This window comes from Blastococcus tunisiensis (assembly GCF_900112815.1).
Taxonomy (GTDB): Bacteria; Actinomycetota; Actinomycetes; order Mycobacteriales; family Geodermatophilaceae; genus Blastococcus_B; species Blastococcus_B tunisiensis.
Genome location: NZ_FOND01000014.1, coordinates 45,033 through 70,733, shown reverse-complemented (window position 1 = coordinate 70,733; position 25,701 = coordinate 45,033). Strand labels below are relative to the sequence as shown.

27 protein-coding genes are annotated in these 25,701 nt (G+C 73.2%); 6 read left to right on the top strand and 21 right to left on the bottom strand.

The genetic code is table 11. The features are described 5' to 3' along the window. Positions 1 to 8 precede the first annotated feature (8 nt). The 3 genes from BM142_RS17060 to BM142_RS17050 are packed head-to-tail and all read right to left on the bottom strand — an operon-like array spanning position 9 to position 2,033. A complete protein-coding gene (locus BM142_RS17060) occupies positions 9 to 425 on the bottom strand; it encodes a nitroreductase/quinone reductase family protein (protein ID WP_217640764.1) in 417 nt (138 codons plus the stop codon). Further along, entirely contained in the window at positions 425 to 907 is a 483-nt protein-coding gene (locus tag BM142_RS17055; RefSeq protein ID WP_092201420.1) for an Lrp/AsnC family transcriptional regulator, read from the bottom strand. The genes BM142_RS17060 and BM142_RS17055 overlap by 1 nt, the downstream gene beginning before the upstream one ends. Continuing rightward, on the bottom strand, positions 882 to 2,033 hold the full coding sequence (locus BM142_RS17050; protein WP_254791029.1) for a M24 family metallopeptidase: 1,152 nt from the start codon (positions 2,031 to 2,033) through the stop codon (positions 882 to 884). The genes BM142_RS17055 and BM142_RS17050 overlap by 26 nt, the downstream gene beginning before the upstream one ends. Positions 2,034 to 2,186: 153 nt before the next feature. Between BM142_RS17050 and BM142_RS17045 the strand changes: the two genes are divergently transcribed. Further along, positions 2,187 to 3,107 (top strand): 5'-3' exonuclease, encoded by a 921-nt coding sequence (locus BM142_RS17045; RefSeq protein ID WP_092201560.1) that lies wholly within the window; start codon positions 2,187 to 2,189, stop codon positions 3,105 to 3,107. Here BM142_RS17045 and BM142_RS17040 read toward each other — a convergent pair whose 3' ends face one another. The 8 genes from BM142_RS17040 to BM142_RS17005 form a co-directional block, all read right to left on the bottom strand. After that, positions 3,108 to 3,710: a DUF4333 domain-containing protein gene (locus BM142_RS17040; RefSeq protein WP_092201418.1), complete on the bottom strand. Its 603-nt coding sequence runs from the start codon at positions 3,708 to 3,710 to the stop codon at positions 3,108 to 3,110. 103 nt (positions 3,711 to 3,813) lie between these two features. Beyond that, positions 3,814 to 6,660 (bottom strand): DEAD/DEAH box helicase, encoded by a 2,847-nt coding sequence (locus BM142_RS17035; RefSeq protein WP_092201416.1) that lies wholly within the window; start codon positions 6,658 to 6,660, stop codon positions 3,814 to 3,816. 101 nt (positions 6,661 to 6,761) lie between these two features. Beyond that, on the bottom strand, positions 6,762 to 7,667 hold the full coding sequence (locus BM142_RS17030) for a diacylglycerol/lipid kinase family protein (protein WP_092201414.1): 906 nt from the start codon (positions 7,665 to 7,667) through the stop codon (positions 6,762 to 6,764). A gap of 13 nt (positions 7,668 to 7,680) precedes the next feature. Next, positions 7,681 to 8,574 carry a twin-arginine translocase subunit TatC gene (gene tatC, locus BM142_RS17025; protein WP_254791028.1) on the bottom strand — a complete coding sequence of 298 codons (894 nt, stop codon included), beginning with the start codon at positions 8,572 to 8,574 and terminating at the stop codon, positions 7,681 to 7,683. Between the two features lie 25 nt (positions 8,575 to 8,599). Then, positions 8,600 to 8,941 (bottom strand): Sec-independent protein translocase subunit TatA, encoded by a 342-nt coding sequence (tatA, locus tag BM142_RS17020; RefSeq protein ID WP_092201412.1) that lies wholly within the window; start codon positions 8,939 to 8,941, stop codon positions 8,600 to 8,602. A gap of 87 nt (positions 8,942 to 9,028) precedes the next feature. After that, complete coding sequence (locus tag BM142_RS17015) at positions 9,029 to 9,223, bottom strand: hypothetical protein (protein WP_092201410.1); 195 nt, start codon at positions 9,221 to 9,223, stop codon at positions 9,029 to 9,031. Between the two features lie 9 nt (positions 9,224 to 9,232). Next, on the bottom strand, positions 9,233 to 10,210 hold the full coding sequence (locus tag BM142_RS17010) for a helix-turn-helix transcriptional regulator (protein ID WP_092201409.1): 978 nt from the start codon (positions 10,208 to 10,210) through the stop codon (positions 9,233 to 9,235). A gap of 31 nt (positions 10,211 to 10,241) precedes the next feature. After that, on the bottom strand, positions 10,242 to 11,219 hold the full coding sequence (locus BM142_RS17005) for a helix-turn-helix transcriptional regulator (RefSeq protein WP_092201407.1): 978 nt from the start codon (positions 11,217 to 11,219) through the stop codon (positions 10,242 to 10,244). A 122-nt stretch (positions 11,220 to 11,341) separates the two neighbouring features. Here BM142_RS17005 and BM142_RS17000 point away from each other — a divergent pair, with 122 nt between their 5' ends. Together BM142_RS17000 and BM142_RS16995 are read left to right on the top strand one after the other, a co-directional pair. Further along, a complete protein-coding gene (locus BM142_RS17000; protein ID WP_092201405.1) occupies positions 11,342 to 12,478 on the top strand; it encodes a DUF3866 family protein in 1,137 nt (378 codons plus the stop codon). Beyond that, positions 12,475 to 12,768 carry a putative quinol monooxygenase gene (locus BM142_RS16995; RefSeq protein ID WP_092201403.1) on the top strand — a complete coding sequence of 98 codons (294 nt, stop codon included), beginning with the start codon at positions 12,475 to 12,477 and terminating at the stop codon, positions 12,766 to 12,768. The genes BM142_RS17000 and BM142_RS16995 overlap by 4 nt, the downstream gene beginning before the upstream one ends. A 3-nt stretch (positions 12,769 to 12,771) precedes the next feature. On the opposite strand, the gene pafA is transcribed toward BM142_RS16995, so the two are convergent. The 6 genes from pafA to BM142_RS16965 form a co-directional block, all read right to left on the bottom strand. Further along, positions 12,772 to 14,130 carry a Pup--protein ligase gene (gene pafA, locus BM142_RS16990; protein WP_092201401.1) on the bottom strand — a complete coding sequence of 453 codons (1,359 nt, stop codon included), beginning with the start codon at positions 14,128 to 14,130 and terminating at the stop codon, positions 12,772 to 12,774. Between the two features lie 79 nt (positions 14,131 to 14,209). Beyond that, the gene (locus BM142_RS16985; RefSeq protein ID WP_092201399.1) at positions 14,210 to 14,560 is read right to left on the bottom strand and encodes a hypothetical protein; all 351 of its coding nucleotides are present in this window, start codon (positions 14,558 to 14,560) and stop codon (positions 14,210 to 14,212) included. A gap of 1 nt (position 14,561) precedes the next feature. Next, positions 14,562 to 15,413: a proteasome subunit alpha gene (gene prcA, locus BM142_RS16980; RefSeq protein WP_092201397.1), complete on the bottom strand. Its 852-nt coding sequence runs from the start codon at positions 15,411 to 15,413 to the stop codon at positions 14,562 to 14,564. Between the two features lie 3 nt (positions 15,414 to 15,416). Beyond that, the gene (prcB, locus tag BM142_RS16975) at positions 15,417 to 16,274 is read right to left on the bottom strand and encodes a proteasome subunit beta (RefSeq protein WP_175527320.1); all 858 of its coding nucleotides are present in this window, start codon (positions 16,272 to 16,274) and stop codon (positions 15,417 to 15,419) included. Continuing rightward, positions 16,271 to 17,032 (bottom strand): endonuclease VII domain-containing protein, encoded by a 762-nt coding sequence (locus BM142_RS25405; RefSeq protein ID WP_092201395.1) that lies wholly within the window; start codon positions 17,030 to 17,032, stop codon positions 16,271 to 16,273. Before BM142_RS25405 ends, prcB begins: the two co-directional genes overlap by 4 nt. A gap of 34 nt (positions 17,033 to 17,066) precedes the next feature. Beyond that, positions 17,067 to 17,276 carry a ubiquitin-like protein Pup gene (locus tag BM142_RS16965; protein ID WP_092201393.1) on the bottom strand — a complete coding sequence of 70 codons (210 nt, stop codon included), beginning with the start codon at positions 17,274 to 17,276 and terminating at the stop codon, positions 17,067 to 17,069. Positions 17,277 to 17,595: 319 nt separating this feature from the next. Here BM142_RS16965 and BM142_RS16960 point away from each other — a divergent pair, with 319 nt between their 5' ends. Beyond that, positions 17,596 to 18,390, top strand: coding sequence for a hypothetical protein (locus tag BM142_RS16960; RefSeq protein ID WP_139228915.1), 795 nt, complete (start codon positions 17,596 to 17,598; stop codon positions 18,388 to 18,390). A 48-nt stretch (positions 18,391 to 18,438) separates the two neighbouring features. Here the strand turns inward: BM142_RS16960 and dop are convergent, their stop codons facing one another. Beyond that, positions 18,439 to 19,944, bottom strand: coding sequence for a depupylase/deamidase Dop (gene dop, locus BM142_RS16955; protein WP_092201389.1), 1,506 nt, complete (start codon positions 19,942 to 19,944; stop codon positions 18,439 to 18,441). 291 nt (positions 19,945 to 20,235) lie between these two features. Here dop and BM142_RS25535 point away from each other — a divergent pair, with 291 nt between their 5' ends. Next, on the top strand, positions 20,236 to 20,859 hold the full coding sequence (locus BM142_RS25535) for a LysM peptidoglycan-binding domain-containing protein (protein WP_092201387.1): 624 nt from the start codon (positions 20,236 to 20,238) through the stop codon (positions 20,857 to 20,859). Positions 20,860 to 20,956: 97 nt separating this feature from the next. Here the strand turns inward: BM142_RS25535 and arc are convergent, their stop codons facing one another. Together arc and BM142_RS16940 are read right to left on the bottom strand one after the other, a co-directional pair. Next, the gene (gene arc, locus BM142_RS16945) at positions 20,957 to 22,735 is read right to left on the bottom strand and encodes a proteasome ATPase (RefSeq protein ID WP_092201385.1); all 1,779 of its coding nucleotides are present in this window, start codon (positions 22,733 to 22,735) and stop codon (positions 20,957 to 20,959) included. A gap of 197 nt (positions 22,736 to 22,932) precedes the next feature. After that, positions 22,933 to 23,757 carry a tRNA (adenine-N1)-methyltransferase gene (locus BM142_RS16940; RefSeq protein WP_092201383.1) on the bottom strand — a complete coding sequence of 275 codons (825 nt, stop codon included), beginning with the start codon at positions 23,755 to 23,757 and terminating at the stop codon, positions 22,933 to 22,935. 200 nt (positions 23,758 to 23,957) lie between these two features. On the opposite strand from BM142_RS16940, the gene BM142_RS16935 reads away from it, so the two are divergent. Continuing rightward, positions 23,958 to 24,929, top strand: a complete 972-nt coding sequence (locus BM142_RS16935) for a RecB family exonuclease (RefSeq protein WP_092201381.1) — start codon at positions 23,958 to 23,960, stop codon at positions 24,927 to 24,929. Between the two features lie 23 nt (positions 24,930 to 24,952). Here the strand turns inward: BM142_RS16935 and BM142_RS16930 are convergent, their stop codons facing one another. Beyond that, the gene (locus BM142_RS16930; RefSeq protein WP_139228914.1) at positions 24,953 to 25,510 is read right to left on the bottom strand and encodes a DUF2510 domain-containing protein; all 558 of its coding nucleotides are present in this window, start codon (positions 25,508 to 25,510) and stop codon (positions 24,953 to 24,955) included. Between the last annotated feature and the right edge of the window lie 191 nt (positions 25,511 to 25,701).

Below are 25,701 nucleotides of genomic sequence, written 5' to 3'. Positions count from 1 at the left end.
GTCCAGTATCAGTTGCCGGGAAGGTCCGCCCGCACCAGCACGACGTCGGGCACCGCGAGGGGTCCCGCCCGCGGCACCGCCACGGCATAGGCCGCCAGCCCGCGTGCGCACTCCTCGGGCTGCTCGCGGCCGACCACCGCCACCGCCGTCCCGGAATGGTGCCGCCCGGCGAGCCACAGGTCGACCGGCGCCGGCGAACGCAGGCTGCGCCACCAGGTCTTCCGGTCCGGCCCGCCGACGAGGACCCACACCCGGCCGCCGTCCCGGACGTACTGGCAGACCAGTTCGTGCGGCTCGCCGGTGCGGCGGCCGGTGTACCGCACCACGGCGAGCGACCGGCCGAGCCGACGCCCGAGCGGGCCGCGCAGCACCCGGCGCAGCAGCGGGTTGACGACCCGGTTGGTCATCCGGTGCCGGCCGGCCATCAGACCGGTGGCCGGTCCTCGTAGAAGGTCGAGAGCACGACCGTGGTCCGGGTGGTGACGTTGGCGGCCGCGCGGATGTCCTGGAGCAGGTGCTCGAGGGCGTCGGGCGAGGCCACCCGCACCTTGAGGATGTAGCTCTCTACCCCCGCGACCGAGTGGCACTCCTCGATGGCCGACAGGTGGGCCAGCCGGGCCGGGGCGTCGTCGGGCTGCGCGACGTCGATCGGCGTGATCGACACGAACGCGGTCAGCGGCAGGCCCAGCAGCTTGGGGTCGAGCGTGGCGCGGTAGCCGGTCACCAGCCCGCGCTGCTCCAGGCGGCGCACCCGCTGGTGCACCGCGGACACCGACAGCCCCACCTTCTCGGCGAGGTCGGTGTAGCTGGCCCGCCCGTCCCGTGCGAGGGCGGCGAGCAGTGCTCGGTCGACGTCGACGGCGGGCACGGCCGCGCCCGGCTCAGCCGGGGAGTTCGACGAGCTCACGGGAACCGTTGTTGAGGATGCGGACGCCGTCCTCGGTGCACACGACGATGTCCTCGATGCGGGCGCCGCAGCGGCCGGCGAGGTAGATCCCCGGCTCGACCGAGAAGGCCATGCCGGGCACGAGCGGCAGGTCGTTGCCGGCCACGATGTAGGGCGCCTCGTGGGTGTCCAGGCCGATGCCGTGCCCGGTGCGGTGGATGAAGTGCTCACCCCACCCGGCGTCCTCGATCACCCGGCGGGCGGCGGCGTCGACCTCCTCCGCGGTCACCCCGGGCCGGACCGCGGCGGTGGAGGTCTCCTGCGCGGCCTGCAGGACGGCGTACCACTCGGTCACCTCGGCGTCGGCCGGTCCGCCGACGACGTAGGTGCGGGTGCAGTCCGACCGGTAGCCGGTCGCCGTCTCCCCGCCGATGTCGACCACGACGAGGTCACCGGCCTGCACGGGGCGCCCGGAGAGCTCGTGGTGCGGGCTGGCGCCGTTGGGGCCGGACCCGACGATGGTGAAGTCGACGCCGGTGTGGCCCTCGGCGATGATCGCCGCCGCGATGTCGGCGCCCACCTCGGCCTCGGTGCGGCCGACCCGCAGCCACTGCGCCATGCCGGCGTGCACGCGGTCGATGGCGGCGCCGGCCAGGGCGAGCTCCTCGACCTCCGCGGCGGACTTGACCATCCGGAGCCGGTCCACGACCGGGCTCGCGATCTCCAGCGCCGAACCGGCCAGCGCCCGCTGGACGCCGAGCGCGTGCTCGGCCCAGGTCCGCGCGCCGACGGCCACCCGCGCGGGCGTCGTCCCGAGGCGGGCGCCGGCCTCCCGGGCCAGCAGCCCGAACGGGTCGTCGGTCTCGTCCCAGGCGAGGAGGTCGAGCCCGAGCCCCCCGGCCGGGCTCGCGTCGACCATCGGGGCCTCGAGCCGGGGGACGACGAGGAACGGCTCCCCGCGGCGCGGCACGACCAGGGCGGTGAGCCGCTCCATGGCGTGCGCGTCGTAGCCGCACAGGTAGCGCAGGTCGGATCCGGGCGTCAGGACCAGGAGGTCGACGCCGGTCTCGGCCGCGATGTCCCGGGCGGCGTGCACCCGGTCGATCGTGACCAGGCCGCTTCCGGCCGGTGAAGTCGGGGTTCCCACCAGCGCAGACTAACGACGGGCTGCACCGTTTCCCGCAATCGTTGCCAGACCGCTACCGTCCGCTCTCGTGAACGAGCTCGCGAGGCCGGCCATGCGCACGGCACGGATCGGCACGGGAACGACGGGCGCCGGCGAGGACGAGTCGTGACGACCATGCTGCTGGACGCGGCCAGCCTGTACTTCCGGGCCTTCTACGGGGTGCCGACCAGCGTGACCACGCCGGACGGCCGGCCGATCAACGCCGTCCGCGGATTCCTCGACATGACGGCGCGGCTGCTGGCCACCCACCGCCCCGACCGGCTCGTCGCCTGCTGGGACGACGACTGGCGCCCCGCGTTCCGGGTCGAGGCGCTGCCGTCGTACAAGGCGCACCGGGTCGCGCCCGAGGGTGGCGAGGAGGTGCCCGACGAGCTGGGGCCGCAGGTCCCGGTCCTCGTCGAGGTGCTCGCCGCCGCGGGCATCGACCGGGTCGGCGCCCCCGGCTACGAGGCCGACGACGTCATCGGCACGCTGGCCACCCGTGCCCGCGGGCCGGTCGACGTGGTCACCGGTGACCGCGACCTCTTCCAACTGGTCGACGACGCACGGGCCGTCCGCGTCCTCTACACCGCGCGGGGCATCACCGACATCGAGTTCGTGGACGAGGCGGGGGTGGCGGCGAAGTACGGCATCCCGGGCAGGGCGTACGCCGACTTCGCCGTCCTGCGGGGCGACCCGAGCGACGGCCTCCCGGGCGTGCCCGGCGTGGGCGCCAAGACGGCGGCCGCGCTGATCAACGAGTTCGGCGACCTCGCCGGCATCCGCGCCGCCGCCGGGCGCACCGTCGTCCCGAAGGCGCCGCTGACCGCCGCCGTCCTCAAGAAGCTGCACGCCGCCGGGGACTACCTCGATGCCGCCCCCGTCGTCGTGGCCGTGGCGACCACGATCGACCTGCCGCCGGTGGAGGGTGCCCTCCCCCGCTCCCCCGCCGACCCCCGGGCCCTCGCGGAGCTGGCCGACCGGCACGGCATCGGCAACTCGGTCAGGCGGCTGGGTGCCGTCCTCGGCTGGCCGGCCGACGTCCTGGGCCGCTGATCAGGGCTCGGTCCAGGTGTAGGCGGCGGTCTCCTCGTCGGTGACGGCGATCTGCAGCGTGACGTCCTCGCCGTCGGCGGTGGTCCCGGTGCAGTCGTAGGTCGCCTCGGACGTCACCTCCATCTCCTCCGAGCACTCCAGCTCCACGGCCACGCCCTCGCGCTGCTCGAACTGGGCGGCCACGTCCTGCTCCACCGCGTTCCGGTCGAGCACCGTGGTGGACAGGGTGAGGATCAGGACGACGGCGAGGGCGATGAGGGCCACGATGCCGGCCGTCACCGCGGCGATCAGGCCGACCCGCGACTTCGCCGGCGCCTGCCCGTACCCGCCGGCAGAGCTGCCGTACGGCGGTGGCCCGTACCCCGGCGACCCGTACCCGGCCTGCCCGTACTGGCCGTACGGCTGGGAGGGGGGCTGTGCGGGTGGGCCGGGGGGCCCGCCCGGCTGCGGCTGGCCGTACCCGGCGTAGGGCTGGGCCGGGCCGCCGTACGGCTGGTGGGGGCCGCCGACGGACGGCACGGGCTGCGTGGGGTGGCGGTCGGGATCGGCCTGGTCGCCGGCGTCGCGGTCCGGCTCGTGGCTGCCCTGCGGCGGCTGGGTCATGGTCGCTCCCCCGGAACGGCGTCCTCCCGCGTCGTGCTGCGAACGCGGTCGGACGCATGATGCCCTACGCGGCGACGTGCCGGCCCCTCCGGCGTTTCGCCGCTCAGCCGCCGACGGCGACGGCCACCACACCGCGGCGGATCCGGCCCACGGCCGCCCGCGCGACACCGGCCACCGGCTCGTCGGCGACCTTGGCCAGCTGGTCCAGCAGATCGATGAGCTGACGCGCCCAGCGCACGAAGTCGCCACCGGACAGCTCGGTGCCGGCCTGCTCGGCGCCGGCCAGGACGCGGTCGAGGCTCTGCCCGTCGGCCCACCGGTAGGCCGCCCAGGCGAAGCCCAGGTCCAGATCGCGGGTGACGCGGACGCCGTGGTCGGCCTCGACGTCGTGCAGCCGTGCCCGGATCCGCCGCATCTCCCCGATCGCCGCGGCCACCTTCCCGGCCGGGACGGCGGGCAGCGCCGGGTTGTCCCGGCGGGCCTCGAAGACGGCGGTCGACGCCGCGGCGGCGAGCTCGGCCGGGTTCAGGCCGCGCCACGCCCCGGCGCGCAGGCACTCCGCGACGAGCAGGTCGGCCTCCGACCAGATCCGGGCCAGCCGACGGCCGTCGTCGGTGACCAGTGGCAGGTCGTCGGCCGCCCCGACCACCAGCGTGTCGGCCGGCACCAGCGGCACCGCCTCGGGCACCAGGTAGCCGAGCTCCTCGAGGACGTCGCAGGTGGCGTCGAACTGGCGGGTGAGCGAGCCGGTGCGCTCGGTCATCTTCCGCTGCAGGGCGTCGGCCTCCCGGACCGCGCGCAGCCACCGCTCGGCGACCCGCACCCGCTCCTCGCGGTCGGGCAGCTGGTGCACGGGGTGGTTGCGCATCGCCTGGCGGAGGTCGGCGAGCACCGGGTCGTCCGCGGCCGCCGACCGGTTCCGGACCCGGCGCGCGCCCAGCTCGTGCTCGACGCGGGCGTTGCGGAGCGTCGAGGCGAGGTCGCGGCGGGCGTGCGGGCTGCGGTGGTTGAAGTTCTTCGGCACCTTCACCCGGGCCAGCGCGCTGACCGGCGTCGGGAAGTCCACCGAGCCCAGCCGGCCGGCCCACTTGTCCTCGGTGACCACGAGCGGCCGCGGGTCGGCGAGGTCGGTGATCCCGGCGTCGACGACCACGGCCAGCCCCTGTCGCCGTCCCGACGGCACCCGGATGACGTCGCCCGGGCGCAGCGCGGCCAGCGCCTCGGCGGCCTCCATCCGCCGCTTGGCCTGCGAGTCCCGGGACAGCTCCTTCTCCCGGTCGGCGATCTCGCGGCGGAGCTGGGCGTACCCGCCGACGTCCCCCCGGTCGGAGCGCATCTGCGCGGCCAACGCCTCGGCGTCCTGCTCGTGGCGGGCGGCGGCGCGGGCCAGGCCGACCACGGAGCGGTCGGCCTGGAACTGGGCGAAGGAGGAGGCCAGCAGCTCCCGGGCCCGGGCGCGCCCGAAGGAGCTGACCAGGTTGACGGCCATGTTGTAGCTGGGCCGGAACGACGACCTCAGCGGGAAGGTGCGGGTGCTGGCCAGGCCGGCGACCACCGACGGGTCCATGCCGGGCGCCCAGATCACCACCGCGTGGCCCTCGACGTCGATGCCGCGCCGTCCGGCCCGGCCGGTGAGCTGGGTGTACTCCCCCGGCGTCACGTCGACGTGGGCCTCGCCGTTCCACTTCGTCAGCCGCTCGAGGACGACGCTGCGGGCGGGCATGTTGATGCCCAGGGCGAGGGTCTCGGTGGCGAAGACGGCCTTGACCAGGCCGCGCACGAAGCACTCCTCGACGGTCTCCTTGAATGCCGGCACCAGGCCCGCGTGGTGCGCCGCCAGCCCGGCCAGCAGCCCTTCGCGCCACTCCCAGAAGCCCAGGACGTGCAGGTCCTCCTCGGGCAGCGACCCGGTGCGCCGGTCGATGATCTCAGCGATCTGCGCCCGCTCGGCCTCGTCGGTGAGCCGCAGGCCGGAGAGCAGGCACTGGTGCACCGCGGCGTCGCAGCCGTTGCGGCTGAAGACGAAGGTGATCGCCGGCAGCAGCCCGGCGGCGTCGAGCCGGGCCACGACGTCGGACCGGGCGGGGGCCCGGTAGCGCGGTCTGTGCCAGGAGTCGCGGCGCGAGCCCCCGTTCCCGCCGCCGTGCCAGGAATCGATCCGGCGCTCGTGCTCGCGCACGTACCGGACCAGCTCGGGGTCGACCACCGAGGAGCCGCGCTCGCGGGTGGACAGCTCGCGGGGGTTCTCCCCCTGCTCCCCCGCGTGCGCCGCCGGGCGCAGCGCGAACAGGTCGAAGACCCGGTTGCCCACGAGCATGTGCTGCCAGAGCGGGACCGGCCGCACCTCGCTGACGACGACCTTCGTGTCACCCCGCACGGTGACCAGCCACTCGCCGAACTCCTCGGCGTTGCTCACCGTTGCCGACAGCGACACGAGGGTGACCTCCTGCGGGAGGTGGATGATCACCTCCTCCCACACCGCGCCGCGGAACCGGTCGGCGAGGTAGTGCACCTCGTCCATCACCACGTAGCCGAGGCCGTCGATCGCCGGCGACTCCGCGTAGAGCATGTTGCGCAGCACCTCGGTGGTCATCACCACCACCGGCGCGCCGCCGTTGACCGCGTTGTCGCCGGTGAGCAGGCCGACCTTCGCCGCGCCGTACCGCTCGACGAGGTCGGCGTACTTCTGGTTCGACAGCGCCTTGATCGGCGTCGTGTAGAACGCCTTGCGGCCCTCCGACAGCGCCTTGTGGATGGCGAACTCGCCCACGACGGTCTTGCCGGCGCCGGTGGGCGCGCACACCAGAACGCCGGAGCCCTCGTCCAGCGCCTCGCATGCCTCCACCTGGAAGGGGTCAAGCGAGAAGCCCAGCCCGACGGTGAAGTCCGACAGCGTGGGGTGCGCGGTCCGCCGCCGGGCAGCCGCGTACCGCTCAGCGGGGCTGGACATGGCTCCACGGTAAGCGCTGGGAGCCCGCCACGATCAGCCTCCCTGATCATCGGGCGTCCTCCCTCACGTCCGGCGGTGAGGGAGGACGCGCCATGATCAGGTCAGCTGATCGTGGCGCGGCCCGTGCCGATGAGGGTGAGGGCTCCGGGGACGCACTCGGCGACCGCGGGCAGGGGCGACACCGGCTCGCCGTCGGCGTACGCCGTGACACCGGGGCTGGACAGCTCCACCCGCGAGGCCCGGAACACCGCCACCGCCGGGTGGTCGACGTGCGTACCGGTGGCCAGGCGCGGCTTCTGCCGCATCAGCTCCAGGCGGGTCGAGGGGCCGACGACGGTGACGTCGAAGATCCCGTCGTCGGGGGCGGCGCCCGGGCAGACCTTCAGGCCGCCGCCGTACCAGGCGGTGTTGCCGACGGCGACCATCGTGACCGGCAGGGTCTGCGCCTCCCCGTCGAGGACGAGGGTCAGCTCGCGCGGCCGCAGCCGGGCCAGCTCCGCCAGCACGGCGACGTCGTACCGGCGCCGGCCGCGGGGCCAGCGCATCCGGTTGGCCCGGTCGCTGACGGCGGAGTCGAAGCCGCAGCAGAGCACCGTCGCCCACCAGCGGTTCCCGGTCCGGCCGGCGTCCACGCTGCGCGTCGTGCCGGCCGCGAGGTCCTCGGCGGCCGCCCGTGCGGCGGCTCCCGGGTCCGACGGGCCGTCGAGCGCCCGCACCAGGTCGTTGCCCGTGCCGGCCGGGACCAGCGCGAGCGGCGTCGTCGTCCCGGCGACGGCCTGCAGCGCGGCGTGCACGGTGCCGTCACCGCCGACGGCGACCACCGCCCGGGCACCGGCCGCGACGGCCTCGGCGGCCAGCCGCTCCCCCTCCGCGCCGGTCGTGGCGGGCAGCACGGCGGGGTCGAACCCGGCGTCCCGGAACGCGTCGAGCACCTGCCCGGCCAGCTGGGTGCCGCGGCCACGGCCCGCCGAGGGGCTCACCAGGACGGCGACGTCCGCGCTGCTCACCGCCGGGGCGCGTTCAGCGGGCCGTCGGGGACGGCGCGTCGTCCAGGGAGGACGGCCGGGCGTCCAGCGGGGAGGCGTCGTCGTCACCGAGGTCGTGGAAGTGCTCCAGGGCCGCACGCCTGGCGCGCCGCTTGTCGACGACGCGGGCGACCTGGATGGCGAGCTCGAACAGCACGATCATCGGCCCGGCCATCAGGAGCATCGTGAACGGGTCCTGCGTGGGCGTGACGAACGCGGCGAACACGATGGTCAGGAAGAAGATCCAGCGCCGGCTCTTGGCCAGCACCTCGTGGCTGAGCACGCCGACGAGGTTCAGCGCGATGGCGAAGAGCGGGACCTCGAAGCTGACTCCGAACGCCACCAGCAGGGACAGGACGAAGCCGATGTAGTCCTGCGCGGTCAGGGCGATGATCACGTCGGAGCCGGCGAGGCCGAGGAGCAGCTCCAGCCCCGCGGACAGCGAGACGTAGGCCAGGAACGCCCCGAGCGCGAACAGCAGGGACGAGACGGCCACGAAGCCGACCCCGTACCGCTTCTCGTTGCGCTTGAGCCCGGGGGTGATGAACGCCCAGATCTGGTAGAGCCAGAACGGGGCCGACAGCACCGCGCCGGCGAGGAACGCGACCTTCAGGCGGATGAAGACACCGCCGAAGACGTCGGTGATCAGCAGGCCGCAGCCGTCCGCGTCGTCGCCGAAGCGCAGCTCGGCGTCCAGTCCGCAGTAGGGCGCCCGGATGAAGTCACCCAGCCCGTGTTCGTACCACCAGAACGAGACGGCGGTGGCGACCAGTAGGGCGAGCAGCGCCTTGGCGATGCGGTTGCGCAGCTCGGTGAGGTGGGCGACCAGCGACATCGTCGCCTCGGCGTCGCGCGGTGCGCGCCGCCGACGCAGCCGGGGACCGCTCACCGTCGTCCTGCCCGGTACGGGTGGGTCAGCGGGAGCCGTCGGCCGCGCGGGACTGCTCGGCGCGGGCCCGCAGCTCCGCCGCGCGCGCCTCGGCGGCGCGGGCCTCGGCGTCCAGCTGGGCGCTGCGGTCGTCGCCGGCCGTGCTACCCGGGGCGACGATCTCCCCGCGGACCGGGGTCGTCGTGGCGGCGTCCTTCGTGCGGACGCCCTCGCGGGCGTCGTCGTCCTTCATGCCCTTCATCTCGCCCTTGAAGATGCGCAGCGAGCGGCCGAGCGAGCGGGAGGCGTCGGGCAGCTTCTTGTAGCCGAACAGCAGCAGGATGGCCAGGATGATCAGGCCGATCTCCAGCGGGCCGAGTCCGCCCATGACAGGTCCTCCAGGCTTGGGGTCTTCCGGCGATGCTACGCCGAGAGGCGTTCGGATCCCGGCGTCCGTGCGGATGTCCGCGCCGGATCAGCTCCGGTCGGCGACCTCGGTCGCGCGGGCGGCGGTCGCCCCGGCCTGCTCGATCAGCGGTCTCACATCGCGTTCGGCGGCCTCGAGCTCCCGGCCCAGCCGGCCGAACGCACCGAAGACGCCGTAGCCGACCACGCCGAGGACGACGAGGGCCAGCACGACGACGACGGCGAGCACGATCCAGAACAGCACGCGGCGACCCTAGCCGGTGGGCTCGACCCCGTAGCGGGCCAGCGCGGCGCGGGCGTCGGCGGCGACCTCGGCGGCCAGGCCGGCCGGCTCGTCGACCAGCGCCTCCCCGCCGAGGGAGGCGACCAGCCGGCGCGCCCAGGCCAGGTCCTGGGTGCGGACTGTCACCGCCAGGCCGCCCGGGGGCTCATCGACGGGGGTCACCGAGTCCACCGGGTAGTAGTCGGCCACCCAGCGGGCGCTGCGGGACAGCCGCAGCCGCACGGCCGGTGACCCCGGGTCGGGCTGGTAGACGCCGTTGTCGAGGTCGCGCTCGTGCGCTTGCGGGGGCGGCGCGGCCCGCTCGTCGAGGACGACGACGTCGTCGACGCGGTCCAGCCGGAACAGCCGCACCCCCTCGGCGCGCCGGCACCACGCCTCCAGGTACCACTTGCCGTCGACCAGCAGCAGCCGCATCGGGTCGACGGTCCGCTCGGTCCGCTCGTCGCGGGTGGGCACGTAGTAGTGCAGGTGCAGGGCGCGCTTGCGCTCCAGGCCGTCCCGGACGACGGCGAGCGCCTCCTCGCGGGCGTCGACGCTGACCGCCACGGGGGTCACCCGGTCGGCGGCGTGCCCGGCGGCGGCCGACACCTTCGCCAGCGCCCGGCTGACCGCGTCACGCTCGGCCAGGCCGGGCAGCTCCAGCAGCGTGCGCAGGGCGACGACCAGGGCGACCGCCTCGTCGGTGGTGAGCCGGAGCGGGCGGACCATGCCGGCCGTGAAGGTGACGCGGACCCGGTCGCCCTCGAAGGACAGGTCGATCAGGTCACCGGGGCCGTAGCCGGGCAGCCCGCAGACCCACAGCAGCTCGAGGTCGCTGCGCAGCTGCCGCTCGCTGACCCCGAAGTCGCGGGCGGCCTCGGCCACGGCGACGCCGTCCTCGCGGGCGGTCAGGTACGGGATGAGCGCCAGCAGCCTGGTCATGCGGTCGGTGGTGCCGGTGGTGCTCATCGTGGGGCCCCCGCGGGGACGGAGCGGAGGGTCACGCCGGCACCCCCATCGCGGCCAGCCGGGTGAGCCGGGTGATCACGGCGTCGCGCACCTCGGTCGGCGCCTCGACGAGGACGTCGGAGCCGTACGCGGCCAGCTGGTCGGCGAGCCGGCCGGGCTCGGTGGTGCGCAGCTGCAGCCGGTCGTCCCCGTCGTCGGCCGGGCCCAGCGGCGTCGCGTGCCGGCGCAGACCGATCGCCGTCCCCGGGCGGGCGCGGACGACGACGAGCTGCTCCTCACCGGTCACCTGCCCGGCCACGACCTCGGCGAGGTCCAGGCCCTCGGGCGGCTCGAACGCGTTCGCCGGACCGGTCGCCTTGGGGGTGCCGACCACCCGGGAGAGGCGGAAGACGCGCGGCGCGGCGCGGTCGAGGTCCTGGCCGACCAGGTACCACCGGCCGTGCCAGGCGACGACGCCCCAGGGCTGGACGCGGCGGCGGGCGGGCACGTCCTCGTCGGGGCGCTGGTAGCCGAACTCGAGCAGCCGGCGGTCGCGGGCGGCGGCGTAGCAGGGCTCGAACGCGGGCTCACCGGCGTCCAGGCGCGGCTGCAGCGGGATGGCGCGGGAGGTGTCGACGTCGATGCCGGCGGCCTTGAGCTTCACCAGGGCGCTGTGCGCCGCGCCGGCGAGCTGCGCGGACTCCCACAGCCGCAGGGCCAGGCCGACGGCGGCGGCCTCCTCGCCGGTCAGCCGGATCTCGGGCAGCTCGTAGTCGGCGCGGGCGATCCGGTAGCCGTCCTCGGTGTCGAAGGCGCTGGTGCGGCCGGTCTCCAGCGGCACGCCCATCTCGCGCAGCTCGGCCTTGTCCCGCTCGAACATCCGCTTGAACGCCTCGTCGGCGCGCTCGGAGCCGTCGTCGGCCTCGTACCCGGGCACGATGGCGCGGATCCGGGCGGCGGTGACGTACTGGCGGGTGCTGAGCAGGGCGATGACCAGGTTCACCAGTCGTTCTGCCCGCTTGGCCGCCATGCGCCCAGGCTAGTCAGCCCTGCGTCGTGTGCTCCGCGGGCGTCCGTCTGTCCGGCCCCCGGTGCAGGGGCCTGCGCCGAGCCTGCGAGGCCGGGGGGCACCGGGGTCCTTACGCTGCCTGCATGCCCTTCTCCTCCTCCCCTCCCCCGCCCTCGCGCATCCGCTGGCGACGCGGGCAGGTGACGGAGACCGGACGCCGGGGCCGTGACACCCTGCAGCTCACCGTCGAGGTGCCCGACGAGGGTGCCCTGCCCGCGCTCGCCTACCCCTCGCTCGTGGGCATCCCCGAGGTCGGGGACGAGGTGCTGCTCAACACGACGGCACTCGCCCAGGGGCTGGGCACCGGGGGCTTCGCGATGGTCGTCGCGGTGCCCGACCGGCTGCCACCCGACCCGGAGGGGCCGGGACACCTGGTGAAGGCCCGCTACACGCCGCTGCAGGTGACGGTGAGCGGGGTGGACGAGCAGGAGACCGAGCACCACGCGCTGCTCGCCGAGGTCGACGACCTGGGCGGCATGCCGGTGGTCGTCGCCGACCTGCACTCGGCGCTGCCGGCCATCCTCATCGGGATGCTCGCCACCGACCCCGACCTCAAGGTCGCCTACGTGATGACCGACGGCGGGGCGCTGCCGGCCGCCTTCTCGCGGACGCTCGACGCGCTGGCGAAGTCCCTGGCCGGTGTGGTGACCGTCGGCCAGGCGTACGGCGGCGACCTGGAGGCGGTCACCGTGCACACCGGTCTGCTGGCCGCGCGGCACGTGCTGGGCGCGGACCTGGCGATCGTCACCCAGGGGCCGGGCAACCTCGGCACCGGGACGCCGTGGGGCTTCTCCGGGGTGGCCGCCGGGGAGGCCTGCAACGCGGTCACCGTGCTGGGCGGTGAACCGGTCGGCGCGCTGCGGATCTCCGACGCCGATCCGCGCACCCGGCACCGCGGCGTCTCCCACCACTCCCTCACCGCCTTCGGCCGGGTGGCGCTGGGCGGCGTCACGCTCATCGCCCCGCGCGGGCTGTCCTCCGAGCTCGGTGGTCAGGTCGACGAGGACCTGGCCGGCCAGCCGGCCCGCAACCCCGTCGTCTGGGTGGACACCGACGGGCTGGACGACGCCCTCGTCCTCTCCCCCGTCCCGCTGCGCACGATGGGCCGCGGGTATCCCGAGGAGCGGGCGTACTTCCTGGCGGCGGCCGCCGCCGGCCGGTACGCGGCCCTCCGGGTGCCGGTGCCCGGCGCCGAGGTCGAGGCCGAGCCGGCCCCGTGATCATCGTCGCGGGGTGGCTGCGGGTCGCCGAGCACGACCGCGACCGCTACCTGGCCGGGGTCGCCGAGGTGACCGGGCAGGCGCGACGGGCACCGGGCTGCCTGGATTTCGTGCAGGCCGCCGATGTGCTCGATGCCGAGCGGATCACCGTCTACGAGCGCTGGGAGTCCGACGCGGACCTCGAGCGCTTCCGGGCGTCCGGCGACCCGGACGCCCCGGAGCCCGACCTCCCCGACGTGCTGTCCGCCGAGGTCCGGAGATACCGGATCGCCTCGGTCGAGGCGCCGTAGAAGTCACATGCTGGCGATGAGCTTCTCGACCCGCTCGTCGACGGACTTGAACGGGTCCTTGCACAGCACCGTGCGCTGGGCCTGGTCGTTGAGCTTGAGGTGCACCCAGTCGACGGTGAAGTCGCGCCGCTTCTCCTGGGCCTTGCGGATGAACTCGCCGCGCAGCCGCGCCCGGGTGGTCTGCGGCGGCACGTTCTTGGCCTCGAAGATGCGCGGTTCGTGGGTGACGCGCTCGACCTGGCCGGCCCGCTCCAGCAGGTAGTACAGCCCGCGGCGGCGGCTGATGTCGTGGTAGGCGAGGTCCATCTGGGCGATCCGCGGGGAGCTCAGCGGCAGGTCGCGCTTGGCGCGGTAGCGCTCGAGCAGGCTGTACTTGATCGCCCAGTCGATCTCGCGGTCGATCAGGGAGAGGTCCTCGCTGTCGACGGCCTTGAGCACCCGCCCCCACAGCTCCAGCATCTGCCGGTGCTCGGGGCTGCAGCCCTCGCGGTCGACGAACTCCATGGCGCGGGAGTGGTACTCGGACTGGATCTCCAGCGCCGACATCTCCTTGCCGTTGGCGAGACGGACCTTGCGCCGGCCGGTCATGTCGTGGCTGATCTCGCGGATCGCCCGGATCGGGTTCTCCAGCGTCATGTCCTTGATCGGGGTGCCCGCCTCGATCATCCGCAGCACCAGATCGGTCATGGTGACCTTGAGCAGCGTCGTGGTCTCGCTCATGTTCGAGTCGCCCACGATCACGTGCAGCCGGCGGTAGCGCTCGGCGTCGGCGTGCGGCTCGTCCCGGGTGTTGATGATCGGCCGGGAACGGGTGGTCGCGCTGGAGACGCCCTCCCAGATGTGCTCGGCCCGCTGGCTGACGCAGTAGATGGCGCCCCTGGGGGTCTGCAGCACCTTGCCGGCGCCGACGACGAGCTGCCGGCTGACCAGGAACGGGATGAGGACGTCGGCCAGCCGGCTGAACTCCCCGTGCCGGCCCACCAGGTAGTTCTCGTGGCAGCCGTAGCTGTTGCCGGCGGAGTCGGTGTTGTTCTTGAACAGGTAGATGTCGCCGGTGACGCCCTCTTCGGCCAGCCGCTGCTCTGCGTCCACCAGGAGCCCCTCGAGGATCCGCTCCCCCGCCTTGTCGTGGACGACGAGCTCGGTGAGGTCGTCGCACTCGGCGGTGGCGTACTCGGGGTGGCTGCCGACGTCGAGGTAGAGCCGGGAGCCGTTGCGCAGGAACACGTTGGAGCTGCGCCCCCACGACACGACCCGCCGGAACAGGTAGCGGGCGACCTCGTCCGGGGACAGCCTCCGCTGCCCCTTGAAGGTGCACGTGACGCCGTACTCGGTCTCGATCCCGAAGATCCGTCGGTCCACGATCCGAGCCTAGGCGCCGGGAGCGACAGAGGGCGTGTCCCGTGCCACAGGAACGCTCACGAGCCGGTGGACGACGCGACTACGAGTGCTTCTCGTCCAGTCGCTGCAGCAGGTCGTCGAACGCCTTCTCGATCGCGTCGTGGTCGTTCTGCGCCGCGCGCTGCTTGCCGTGGATGAGGGCGGCCCGGTTGACCCTCCTGAAGTCGCCGTACGGGAACTTGTACCGGCCCTTGGTGTCCTCCGACGCGTCGGGGTCGACGGCCAGGTGCCAGGCGCCGTAGCCCGCGTAGCCGTGCGCCTCGATCTCGGCGTTGCCGTCGTCCGCGGACGGTGCGGCGTCGGACCACTCGGTGTCGACGTCGACCTTGCCGTCGTCGATCAGCTTCCGGGCCTGCTGCACGGCGTCGTCGTTGACGCGGTAGTCCGGCATCTCAGTCCTCCGTCGTCGTCGGGCCCCCGGCGTTGTCGGGGTTGGCCGGGTCGCCGAGTCCTGCAGGGGTGCCGGGCTCGGGAGCGCTGGGCGCGTGCGCCGACGTGGGTGGTGCGTCCGCGGTCGCGTCGGGCGTCGGGTCGTCGCCGAGCAGCGTGCGCAGCGCCGATCCGGTGATCCGGCGGAACGCCCGCTTCGGCCGGCGGCGGTCCAGGACGGCCACCTCGAGCTGGGCGCCGGTCAGCCGGGTGGGCCCGCCGTCGGTGGCCCCCGCCGTGACGGGGCTGACGGCGGACAGGGCGCGGACGCCGACCTCGAGGGCGTCGGACAGCCCCAACGCGGCGTGGAAGTGCTCGCGCAGGTGGCCGGTGACGGTCTCGGCCTGCCCGCCCATGACGACGAAGTCCGGTTCGTCGACGATCGACCCGTCGAAGGTGAGCCGGTACAGCTGGTCGGTCTCGGGGCGGTCGCCCACCTCGGCGACGCACAGCTCGACCTCGAACGGCTTGGTCTGCTGGGTGAAGATCTCGCCGAGGGTCTGGGCGTAGGCGTTGGCGATCACCCGGCCGGTGACGTCGCGGCGGTTGTAGGAGTAGCCGCGGACGTCGGCCAGCCGCACGCCGGCGACGCGCAGGCTCTCGAACTCGCTGTAGCGGCCGACCGCCGCGAAGCCGATGCGGTCGTAGAGCTCGCCGACCTTGTGCAGCGTGGAGCTGGGGTTCTCGGCGATGAAGAGGACACCGTCGGCATAGGTGAGGACGGCGACGCTGCGACCGCGGGAGATGCCCTTGCGGGCGTACTCCGAGCGGTCCCGCATGAGCTGCTCGGGCGAGGCGTAGTACGGCATCGTCATGGCTCAGGCCTCCCGGTCCACGTTGCGGCGGTCGGCCTCGGCGCGCTCGGTGACGATCGTGTCGGCGACGGCGGCGATCTCGGCGTCGGTGAGCCGGACGGCGCCCTCGGCGTCGACGCGGTAGACGATCGGGTAGAGCCGGCGGACCGGGTCGGGGCCGCCGGTGGCCGAGTCGTCGTCCGCGGCGTCGTACAGCGCCTCGACGATGGTGCGGGTGGCGGTGTCGGCCGGCAGGCCGCTGCGCCAGGTCTTCTTCAGCGAGTTCTTGGCGAACAGCGAGCCGGAGCCCACGGCGGCGTAGCCGCGCTCCTCGTAGTTCCCGCCGGTGACGTCGTAGCTGAAGATCCGGCCCGGGGCCGTGCCCGCGGCGGCGTCGAGGTCGAAACCGGCGAACAGCGGGACCACGGCCAGGCCCTGCAACGCGGCGCCCAGGTTGCCCCGGATCATCTGCGCGAGGCGGTTGGCCTTGCCGTCGAGGCTCATCGTGAGCCCCTCGATCTTCTCGTAGTGCTCCAGCTCGACCTGGTAGAGCTTCACCATCTCGATGGCGATGCCCGCCGCGCCGGCGATGCCGATGACGCTGTAGGAGTCGGCCGGGTAGACCTTCTCGATGTCGCGGGAGGAGATCAGGTTGCCCATGGTGGCGCGCCGGTCGCCGCCCATGAGGACGCCGCCGGAGTAGGTGACGGCGACGATGGTCGTGCCGTGCGGCGCGAGGTCTCCCACGGGCATGGTCGGGACGGGACGGCGGCCGGGCAGGAGGTCAGGTGCCGCGGTGGAGAGGAACTCGGTGAACGAGGAGCCCACCCGGTCCAGGTAGGCGGGCGGGAACCCGCTCCGGCCAGCTGACGACTCGATCACCCATCCGCCTCTCCCGCCTGCTCACGCCGGCGTGCACCGCTGCTCCGCCCGATGCCCCGCGTGCTGGTGCCGCGGGCTCCTGGGCGTCGGTGCGACCCTACCGGCGGCTCCCCCAGCCGCACGGTGCGGACGGGGCCGAGACCGGCGGCCGCCGCCAGCGCCACCACCCGCTGGCTCAGGGTGTGGAAGGCGACGTAATCGGCCGCTGCCCGCAGCACGTCCGGATCGTCCCTGAACTGGCCCAGCCCGCCGTTGCAGTTGAAGCACAGCAGCGCCCGGACGGCACCCGTCTCGTGGTCGTGGTCGACGTGCACAGCAGGGGCCACCCGGCAGATCGCGCACAGGCCGTCCTGGTCGCGGAGCATATGGTCGGCGTCCGCCGCAGTGATCCCGTAGCGGCGCTTCAAGTGATACGTGCGCGCCCCGCCGACCTTTTCGAGAGTCGCTCGACCACGAGCGTTGTGGCACGGCTTGCAGTACGTATGGCGTCCGGACCTGTTGCTCCTGGCGGTCGGGAATTCGGCGAGAGGCTTTATCGTGTCGCAATCAGGGCACCACTTGGATCCTTCGGCGACCACGCGGTCGAGCTTGTGCCGCGACTGCGGCGGTCCGAGGCGCCGCAGCTTCGACTCCCTCACCCGCTGACGCGCGTGTGAGCGGCAGTAGAAAGCCAGCCCGTCCCGACGACGCTTGTCCCGGGTGAACTCCGATACCGGTCGAGTAGCGCCGCAATCGGGGCAGAATTTATCCGACTCCATCTCCGCGTGCCAAATAGTTACGGAACCAGGCCGTCTACTGGCCCCCTTTTTGTACATATTGCCTAACGAATTCCTCGCTATTTTCCTCGAGGACCTCGTCAATTTCATCCAGAAGAGAATCGACGTCCTCGGTCATTTCCTTGTGACGTTCGGCGGCCTCGGTGTCGACCGAGGCCTCGACCTCGTCGGTCTCCTCGCGCGACCGCGTCGCCTTCTGCTGCCCGCCGGTGTCCCTGGTGCCCATGCTGCCCTCCGGTGATCGGAACTGCTGCTGAGCCAGAAAGTACTCGTCGGTGCCGACAGTGGGGCGGTGCCGACCCGGTCCGTGGCCACCGTTCCCCCCTCCGCGCGACCGGGCTGGACCGCGGGCATGCGCCGGCGCGAGGACTGTCGGAGAACCGTCGCAGGAGTGTCACCTGCCTGTCATGGCCAAGCACTCGTGGACCGGCCCCGCGGTGGGAACACCCCAGGGCAGGAACGTGCCAGACAGGTTCCCGGCCGCGGAGCCCGACAGGGGCAGGACGGCTGCAGCAGCCACGAGCCACACCTGAGGGAGACAGACCGTGACACTGCGAGCACGAGGACGACGACATGCCCTGGCCAGTGCGGGAGCCGCAGCCCTGACCGCCGCCGCGGTGTTCGCCGGGCCGGCGGCGTCCGCCGCTCCGATGGACGACGCCGAGCAGGCGGTGGAGGCGGTCCAGGAAGAGGCCCAGCAGGCGATCGACGAGGCGGAGCAGGCTCTCGACGACGCGCGCGAACAGGCCGAGGATGCCGCCAACGAGGGCGAGGACGAGGCCCAGCAGGCGGTCGAGGAGGCCGAGGAAGCGCTGGAGGACACGCGGGAACAGGCCGAGCAGGCCGTGGAGGACGCCCGCGAGCAGGCCGAGCAGGCGGCGGAGGACGCCGGCGACGCAGCGGCCGAGGCCCGGGAGCAGGCCGAGGACGCCTTCGGCGACCTCCCCCAGGTGGACGCCGGCGACTGGCTGCCCGACGACCTCCGCGAGGACCTCGAGGGCCTGCAGGACCTCCCGGCCGGCGAGCGGACCCAGCGGCTGCAGGAGATCGTGCAGAACGCTGTCGGTGGTGATTACGGCGACGAGGCCGAGCGCTGGAGCGAGCGGCTCGGCGGCCTGATCGCGTCCCTGCCCCAGGACCTGCGCCGGGACATCCAGGGGGTGTTCGGTCAGGAGCCCGAGGAGGCGCGCGCCGACGTCCGGCAGATCATCGAGGACGCCGTCGACGGCGAGTACGGCGACGACGTCGAGAAGTGGGCCGACTGGCTGCGCAACACGGCGCAGCGCTGGGACCTCGCCCGCAGCATCCAGGGCGTGGGCAGCAGCGACAGCGGCAACTGACGCCCATTCACGGCCTGGGCCGCCGCCCGACGAGTGGCGGGCGGCGGCTCAGCTGCCGGTGATCGTGTCGACCAATTCCTGCGCGGTCGACGTCGACTCGAACAGCGCGCCCACGTGCTCCCGGGTGCCACGCAGCGGCTCCATGGTGGGGATGCGGACGAGGTTCTCCCGCCCGAGGTCGAAGACCACCGAGTCCCAGGACGCCGCCGCGACCTGCCCCGGGTACCGCCGCAGGCACTCGCCCCGGAAGAACGCCCGTGTGTCCCCCGGCGGGGCCACCATCGCCCGCGTCACCTCCTCGTCGGTGAGCAGCCGCTGCATAGAGCCGCGCGCCACCAGGCGGTTGTACAGGCCCTTGTCCGGGCGGATGTCGGAGTACTGCAGATCGACCAGGTGCAGCCGCGAGTCACCCCAGGAGAGCCCGTCGCGCGACCGGTAGCCCTCCAGCAGCCGGAGCTTGGCCGGCCAGTCCAGCCGGTCCGCGCACCGCATCGGGTCGATCGACAGGTCCTCGAGCACCTCAGCCCATCGCCGCAGCACGTCGGCGGTCTGCTCGTCGGACTCCCCCTGGGTGGCCACGAACTTCTCCGCCTGCTCGAGGTAGCTCTGCTGGACCTCCAGCGCCGTCATCCGCCGCCCGTCGCGCAGCCGGACCTGGTGGCTGAGCGACGGGTCGTGGCTGATCGCCTGCAGCGCCTCCACCGGGTCCTCGATCGAGAGGTCGCGGGACAGCGCCCGGGCCTCGATCATCGCGAGCACCAACGACGTCGTCCCGACCTTGAGGTAGGTCGAGAGCTCCGCCAGGTTCGCGTCGCCGATGATCACGTGCAGTCGGCGGTACTTGTCGGCGTCGGCGTGCGGCTCGTCGCGGGTGTTGATGATCGGCCGCTTCAGCGTGGTCTCGAGCCCGACCTCGACCTCGAAGAAGTCGGCGCGCGAGGACAGCTGGAACCCCTCGGTGCGACCCTCGGTGCCGATGCCCACCCGGCCGGCGCCGGCGAACACCTGGCGGGTGACGAAGAACGGGATGAGCCCGCGGATGATGTCGATGAACGGCGTCCTGCGGTCCATCAGGTAGTTCTCGTGCGCCCCGTAGCTGGCGCCCTTGCCGTCGGTGTTGTTCTTGTAGAGCTGGATCGCCGGCTGGTTCGGGATCCGTGCCGCCCGGCGGGACGCCTCCACCATCACCTGCTCCCCCGCCTTGTCCCAGAGCACGGCGTCGCGCGGGTTGGTGACCTCCGGCGTCGAGTACTCCGGGTGGGCGTGGTCGACGTAGAGCCGCGCACCGTTGGTGAGGATGACGTTGGCCATCCCGGCGTCGTCGTCGAGGTCGTTGTGGTCTAGCGCCTGCGCGGGTGACAGGTCGAACCCGCGCGCGTCGCGCAGCGGCGACTCCTCCTCGAAGTCCCAGCGGGGGCGTCGCGGGGTCGGCGCCTCGGCCACCGCCCACGCGTTGACCACCAGGCTGGACAGCGTCGTCGGGTTCGCCGAAGGCTGCCCCGGCACCGAGATGCCGTACTCGATCTCGGTCCCCATGACCCGGCGCACGCTCATGGCCCAACCCTAGGCCGGTGGGGCGAACGGGCTCCGGACCGCACCGGCCCGGAAGGCGTGGTGGCGGTTCACACGAACAGCTGCCTAGCCTCGGGACCGCCCGGGCTGCAGCAGAGCGGCGCCGGGCCGCGCACGCGCCGCCACGGCCGTCGAGCCACCGCTCGTGCGCTCTCGGGCACGCCGCGCGCCGCTCCGCCCAGTGGTCGTGATCCCGCCGTCTCTCCGGCTCCGTGGGTGGAGCGTGCTGCGCCCGTCCGGCGCCGCCGCCGGCGCCCGCCGCTCGAGAGGACCATGACGAACCCGAGCACCACCGCCCGCACGTCCACCCGCTCCCTCCGCCGGCGTACTGCCGGTCTCGCCGCCGCCGGCGCGGTACTCGTCGGCCCGTTCCTCGCCACCGGGACGGCCGGCGCCGCCGACGGCGCCACCTGGGACCGGCTCGCGCAGTGCGAGAGCTCCGGCAACTGGGCGATCAACACCGGCAACGGCTACTACGGCGGCCTGCAGTTCTCCCAGTCCACCTGGGAGGCCTTCGGCGGCGGCAGCTACGCGCCGCGGGCCGACCTGGCCACGCGGGAGCAGCAGATCGCCATCGCCGAGAAGACCCTGGCCGGGCAGGGCTGGGGCGCCTGGCCCGCCTGCTCGGCGAAGCTGGGGCTGGGCGAGGCAGACAAGGCCGGCAGCGCGGCCGCGCCCGCACCTGCGGCGGCACCGGCGCCCGCCCCGGCGTCCGCTGCCGCACCGGCCGCTCCGGCGACCAGCGGGGCCACCTACACCGTGGTGCCCGGCGACACGCTGTCCGGGATCGCCGCGGCCCACGGGCTCCCGTGGCAGGCGCTGTACGCGAGCAACCGGGACATCGTCGGCGCCGACCCGACGCTGATCTTCCCGGGCCAGGTGCTCGTCATGGGCTGACCCGCTCCGGCACGCGGAACGGCCCGGCTACCTCGTCGGTGGCCGGGCCGTTCCGCGTCGTCCGGGAATCCGGCCTCGGCCGGTGGGGCGGAGGGGCCTACAGGTACTGGCCGGTGTTCGTGGCGGTGTCGATGGCGCGTCCGGACTCGTTGCCCTTGCCGCTGATGAGCGTGCGGATGTAGACGATCCGCTCGCCCTTCTTGCCGGAGATCCGCGCCCAGTCGTCGGGGTTGGTCGTGTTCGGCAGGTCCTCGTTCTCCTTGAACTCGTCGAGGCAGGCGGCCATCAGGTGGCTGACCCGCAGACCCGAGGTGCCGGTCTCCAGGTGCTCCTTGATCGCCATCTTCTTGGCCCGGTCGACGATGTTCTGCAGCATGGCGCCGGAGTTGAAGTCCTTGAAGTACAGGACCTCCTTGTCACCGTTGGCGTAGGTGACCTCGAGGAAGCGGTTCTCCTCGCTCTCGGTGTACATCCGCTCGACGGTGCGCTGGATCATCCCGGCGATCGTCGCCTCACGGCTGCCGCCGTGCTCGGCCAGGTCGTCGGGGTTGATCGGCAGCGACGTCGTCAGGTACTTGCTGAAGATGTCCCGCGCGGCCTCGGCGTCCGGACGCTCGATCTTGATCTTCACGTCGAGCCGGCCGGGCCGCAGGATCGCCGGGTCGATCATGTCCTCGCGGTTGGAGGCGCCGATGACGATGACGTTCTCCAGGCCCTCGACGCCGTCGATCTCGCTGAGCAGCTGCGGCACGATCGTGGACTCGACGTCGGAGGACACCCCCGACCCGCGGGTGCGGAAGATCGAGTCCATCTCGTCGAAGAAGACGATGACCGGCGTGCCCTCGCTGGCCTTCTCCCGCGCTCGCTGGAACACCAACCGGATGTGCCGCTCGGTCTCCCCCACGTACTTGTTGAGCAGCTCCGGGCCCTTGATGTTGAGGAAGTAGGACTTCCCCTGGCTCGCGTCGCCACCGCCCTTGGCCGCGGCGACCTTCTTGGCCAGCGAGTTGGCGACGGCCTTGGCGATCAGCGTCTTCCCGCAGCCGGGCGGGCCGTACAGCAGGATCCCCTTCGGCGGCCGCAGCTCGTAGGTGCGGAACAGGTCGGCGTGCAGGAACGGCAGCTCCACCGCGTCGCGGATCTGCTCGATCTGCCGCGCCAGCCCACCGATGTCGGAGTAGTCGATGTCGGGGACCTCTTCGAGGACGAGCTCCTCGACCTCGCTCTTCGGGATCCGCTCGTAGACGTAGCCCGAGCGGGACTCCAGCAGCAGGGAGTCGCCGCTGCGCAGCGGCTGGCCGGTCAGCGAGTCGGCGAGGAACACCACCCGCTCCTCGTCGGTGTGGCCGATGACCAGCGCGCGCGGGGTCACCCCGTCGACGGGCTCCAGCAGCTCCTTGAGCATCACGACGTCGCCGGACCGCTCGAAGTCCTTGGCCTCGACGACGTTGAGCGCCTCGTTGAGCATGACCTCCTGGCCGGGCCGCAGGGTCTCCACCTCGACATTGGGCGAGACGGACACCCGCAGCTTCCGGCCCCCGGTGAACACGTCCACCGTGTCGTCGTCGTACCGCGTCAGGAAGACGCCGTAGCCGGACGGGGGCTGGCCCAGCCGGTCGACCTCCTCCTTGAGCGAGACGAGCTGCTCGCGGGCGTCGCGGAGCGTGCCGGCGAGCTTGTCGTTGCGCTCGGAGAGGAACGCCGCGCGGCCCTCCGCCTCGGCGATGCGCTCCTCCAGCAGCCGCACCTGCCGGGGGCTGTCGGCCACCTTCCGGCGCAGCAGACCGATCTCTTCCTCGAGGTAGGAGATCTGGCTGAGCAGTGCCGCGACGTCTCGTTCACGCCGCGCGCGGATCTCGTCGGGACCCAGACTCATCGCGCACCTCCACACACGTCGAGGGAGTTCGAGACGCAAATCTATACACGCGGCCGGACAGTTCGCCGTGGGCTCGCGGAGGACGTGACCGGTACGTCACAGGAACCCCAGGTGGTGCGCCCGGGCGGCTCATCACGGGCGTGCGCGGGCGGGCGGCCCCATCGGGCCCCTCCAGCGACGGCTCGGGGAGGCGGCCGTCAGGTCTTCTGCGCCCGGCGCTGCCGGATCGGGGCGACGGTCCCCTCGGCCAGCCGGCGCGCGGTGACGAGGAACGCCGTGTGGGCCACCATGCGGTGCTCCGGGCGCACGGCGAGGCCGACGGCGTGCCAGGGGCGCAGCAGCGACTCCCAGGCGTGCGGCTCGGTCCAGACGCCCTGCGCGCGCAGGGCCTCCACGTAGGTGGACAGCTGCGTCGTCGTCGCCACGTACCCCACGAGGACGCCGCCGGGGCGCAGCGCGGCCGCGACGGTCGGCAGGACCGCCCACGGCTCCAGCATGTCCAGGACGACCCGGTCCACGACCTCCTCGACCGGGTGGTCGGCGAGGTCGCCCAGCCGCAGCGACCAGTTGGCCGGGACCTCGCCGAAGAAGGCGCCGACGTTGCCGCGGGCGACGTCGGCGAAGTCCTCGCGCCGCTCGTAGCTGGTGAGCGAGCCACCGGAGCCGACCGCCCGCAGCAGCGAGCAGCTCAGCGCACCGGACCCGGCGCCGGCCTCGAGCACCCGCATGCCGGGGCCCACGTCACCGAACCCCACGATCTGGGCGGCGTCCTTGGGGTAGATCACCTGGGCGCCGCGCGGCATGGAGAGCACGAAGTCCGCCAGCAGCGGCCGGAACGCCAGGTAGCCGGTGTTGGCGGTCGACATGACCACCGAGCCCTCGGGGGCCCCGATCAGGTGGTCGTGCTCGATCGCTCCCCGGTGCGTGTGGAACTGCTTGCCGGGCTCGAGGACGACGGTGTGCAGCCGGCCCTTGGGATCGGTGAGCTGCACGCGGTCCCCGGCCACGAAGGCGCCGGTCACCGTGGGAGGACCCTCCTGCCCCCCACCGCCCGCGGGCCCGCGTCGGGCCTCTGCAGGAGGGCCATCGGCGGGGACGTCGAGTTCGGGGTCAGGCTGGGTGTCCACGGGCGGCCAGCGTACGGAGGGCCGCGGCGGCGGCTGCGGGGCCGATGCGGCGCGGGCGCTCGGAACTGTCGGTGCGGCCACCTAGCCTCGGGTCCATGACGGCGATCCTGGGTTCGGCAGCTGGCTCCGAGGTGACCGCAGACGGCTCCGAGGCAACCGCGGACGGTGTCGTCCCCACGGACGAGACCGAGGGGCCCCGCCGCCCGTCGCTGTCCCCGAGCCGGGCGGCCGACTTCAAGACCTGCCCCCTGCTCTACCGCTTCCGCACCATCGACCGGCTGCCCGAGCGCAAGACCCTGGCCGCGGTGCGCGGCACCCTGGTGCACTCGGTGCTGGAGAAGCTCTACGACCTGCCGGCGGCCGGGCGCACGGTGGCGGCGGCGCAGGACCTCGTCGCGCCGGCCTGGGCCGAGCTGCGCGACGAGCCGGGCATCGCCGAGCTCTTCGGAGCGGCGCAGGAGGACGGCGCGGAGACCGATGCGAACGCCCCCGAGTCGGTGGAGGCGTGGCTGGCGTCGGCCGGGAAACTGGTCGAGAGGTACTTCGCACTGGAGGACCCGACCCGCATCCAGCCCGACGGGCGCGAGCAGCTGGTCGAGGTGACCCTGCCCGACGGGCTGCTGCTGCGCGGGTTCGTCGACCGGCTCGACGTCGCACCGAACGGCGCCCTGCGGGTGGTGGACTACAAGACCGGCTCGATGCCGCGCGAGGCGTTCGAGGCCAAGGCCCTGTTCCAGATGAAGTTCTACGCCCTGGTGCTCTGGCGCACCCGCGGCGTCGTGGCGGCCCAGCTCAAGCTGATCTACCTGGGCGACGGCGACACGCTCACCTATGCCCCCGATGAGGCGGAGCTGCTCCGCTTCGAGCGCACCCTGCAGGCCATCTGGGCCGCGATCGAGCGCGCGGTGGCCACCGGCGACTTCCGGCCGAACAAGACCCGCCTGTGCGGCTGGTGCGACCACCAGGCCCTGTGCCCCGCGTGGGGCGGCACTCCCCCACCGTTCCCGGCGGAGGCTGCGGCCGCCCGGGGCTGGCAGACGCTGCTGCCGGTCGTCGAACGCGACTGACGTCATCGGTCACGGTCCGGCTGTCAGCCACTAATTCGCGTCGCCCCGGTCCAGTGCCGGCCATCGAAGAAGCGCACGCACCTCGGATCGAACTGATCCGGGTACCAGCCCGGCGGTAAGCCGCCCGCCCCAGGTGGGGGTGGCATCGATACGGCGTGCGGGAGCGCCGCCACGGTCCTGCTGCGGGTGGCTGGGACGAGCACCCCGATGCCGGCGATGGCGCTCCCAGCCGTCAATAGCCACAAACCGACGCCTGGCTCCACGACAGCGAACCCGAGCGCTTCGAGGAGGGCGACCCCGGTCTCGAACCCTTGCCCGGCGAGCGTGTCCGGATCGGCGACGACCGACGCCGGATCGTTGACGACGCTCCACGCCGTCACGGCCGTCAGGCCGAGGAGCACCAGCGCAGCCAGCGCCAAGACACGCCAGAGGACACCGAGGCCGGGCACCCGGGTAACGAAGAGGAGGAGCGCGAGCACCGCCAGCGCTGCCGCGCATCCCAGGATGAGCGGCTCGACGTTTCCGTACTGACCGCCGGGAGCGAGAAGCCTGTCGAACCCCAGGGACCCGGCGACGGTCACGCCGTCGAAGCGTCCCCACGCGGCTCCGGTGGCATCGACCCACGTCTGAGTCGTGGAGAAGGCGACAGCGGCCGCACCTGAGAGCAGCGCAACTCCGGCGGCCGAGTGGTTGCGTGTCTGATGATCCACCCGAGTCCCCCTCCAGCGGTCCGAACCGGTGGAGTGCACAGGGCATCGCGCGGTTGCGGGGG